Source organism: Kitasatospora sp. NPDC034533, assembly GCF_055575155.1.
This window is the reverse complement of the sequence record NZ_JBVITE010000153.1, coordinates 1-2,190: the sequence shown is the minus strand read 5'-3', so window position 1 is coordinate 2,190 and position 2,190 is coordinate 1. Positions and strand designations below refer to the sequence as shown.

The 2,190-nt window shown below is 71.1% G+C and carries 2 protein-coding genes; both read right to left on the bottom strand.

What is annotated here, in order from left to right; genetic code table 11:
- Window positions 1-1,612, bottom strand: a 1,612-nt coding sequence (locus ACZ55U_RS38960; protein WP_465534364.1) for a condensation domain-containing protein, incomplete at its 3' end; no start/stop codon positions are given.
- Window positions 1,612-2,190: phosphopantetheine-binding protein (locus ACZ55U_RS38955; RefSeq protein WP_465534362.1), on the bottom strand; the 579-nt coding region annotated here is incomplete at its 5' end. The genes ACZ55U_RS38960 and ACZ55U_RS38955, both read right to left, overlap by 1 nt.

Here is a 2,190-nt window from a genome sequence, read left to right as displayed (position 1 = left end):
CCTTCAGCACCGCCAGCAGCGACACCACCAGCTCGACACCGCGCTCCATGCAGACCGCGACCACCGACTCCGCACCCACACCACGATCCACCAGGAAGTGCGCCAACCGGTTCGCCCGCTCGTCCAACTCGCGATACGTCAGCTCGACACCCTCACCCACCACCGCAACCGCATCCGGCGCCTGCGCCACCCGCTCCGCGAACACCCCCGGAACCGTCAACGCCGACACCCCGAGCCCGGTGTCATTCCACTCCACCAACACCCGACGACGCTCATCCGCACCCAACACCTCGACCCCGCTCACCCGGACCTCCGGGTCGAGCAGCACCGTCTCCAGCACCCGCACCCAGGCCACGGCGATCCGCTCCACCGACGACTGGTCGAACAGGTCAGTCGGACCGGTCAGCGTTCCGCGCAACCCTGCCGGACGGCCGCCGGCGTCGAACGTCTCACCGACCGTCATGTCCAGGTCGAAGACGGACCTCGACGCCCCCGACGAGAACGACTCTGCCTGCACACCCGCCAGGTCCATTGCCGACCGCGCGGTGTTCTGGACCGCGAGCATCACCTGGAAGAGCGGATTGCGCGCCATGGAGCGGGCTGGGGCGAGCGCCTCCACCAGCCGCTCGAACGGCACGTCCTGGTGCCCCAAGGCCCCGAGGCCCGTCTTGCGTACCCGTCCCAGTAGTTGGCGGAACGAAGGGTCGCCGGACAGGTCGGTCCGCATGACCAGGGTGTTGACGAAGAACCCGACCAGGTCGTTCAGCGCCTCATCGGTGCGACCGGCCACCGCCGCGCCGATCGGGATGTCCGTACCGGCACCCAGGCGGGACAGCAGCACCGCCAGCGCGCCCTGGAGCACCATGAACGGCGTCACGCCCTCGGCCCGCGCCAGCTCCGCCAACCGCGCGTGCGCCTCGGCCGGGACCGCGAAGGAGACCGTGTGTCCCTGGTTGCCCGCGACCGCGGGACGTGGCCGATCGAACGGCAACTCCAATTCCTCCGGGACCCCCGCCAGAGCCTGCTTCCAGTAGGCGACCTGGCGGGAGATCACACTGTCCGGGTCCTCCTTGTCGCCCAGCAGGTCCCGCTGCCACAGCGCGTAGTCCGCGTACTGCACCGGCAGCGGCTCCCACTCGGGCGCCCGGCCCTCCCGGCGCGCCGCATAGGCAGCGGACAGGTCCCGACCCAGCGGCCGCCGCGACCAGCCATCACTCGCGATGTGGTGGACGACCAGCGCCAACACATGCTCGTCCGGACCTGCCGAGAACAGCGTCGCGCGGATCGGGACGTCGACGGACAGGTCGAAGGGGTACCGGCCGGCCGCGGTGACCGCGGCCGCCAGCTCCTCCTCGGCGACCTCGGCCAGCTGCAGCTCCCAGTCGAGCTCGTCCAGCTTCACGATCCGCTGGTAGGGCTCGCCGTCGAGCACGGCGAACACCGTCCGCAGCACCTCGTGCCGCCCCAGCACGTCCCGCAGGGCCGCCGCCAGGGCGTCCCGGTCCACCTGCCCCGAGAGCCGCACGGCGATCGGGCTGTTGTAGTGCGCTCCCGGCCCCTCGAACTGGCCGATGAACCACAGCCGCCGCTGTGCGAAGGACAACGGGTACATCAGGACTCCTCGTTGTTGCGCATCGGCCGCAGGGCGGGCCTGGTCGGCTTCTGATTGGCAATGCGGGTCACCAGTCCGGCGACCGTCGGCGCCTCGAACACATCCGCGATACCCACCTCGGCGCCGAGGAGCGTGCGGATCCGGCTCACGAGCTGGGTGGCCAGCAGCGAGTGCCCGCCCAGATCGAAGAAGTCGTCGTCGACGCCCACGCTCTCCAGGCCCAGCACGTGCGCGAACGCCTCGCACAGGGCCTGCTCCTGCGGCGTGGCCGGCGCCCGGCCCGCGCCCGCCGTGTACTCGGGGGCGGGCAGCACGCGGCGGTCGATCTTGCCGTTGACCGTCAGCGGCAGCGCATCCAGCACCACCACCGCCGACGGCACCATGTACTCCGGCAACCGCTGCCCGGCAAACGCCTTCACCAGATCCGGCAGCCCGGCCCCGTCCACACCCTCGGCCGGCACCACGTACGCCACCAGACGCACATCACCGGGGCTGTCCTCACGGGCGACCACCGCAGCCTGCGCGACCCGCGCATGCCCGACGATCACCGCCTGAACCTCACCCGGCTCGATCCGGAA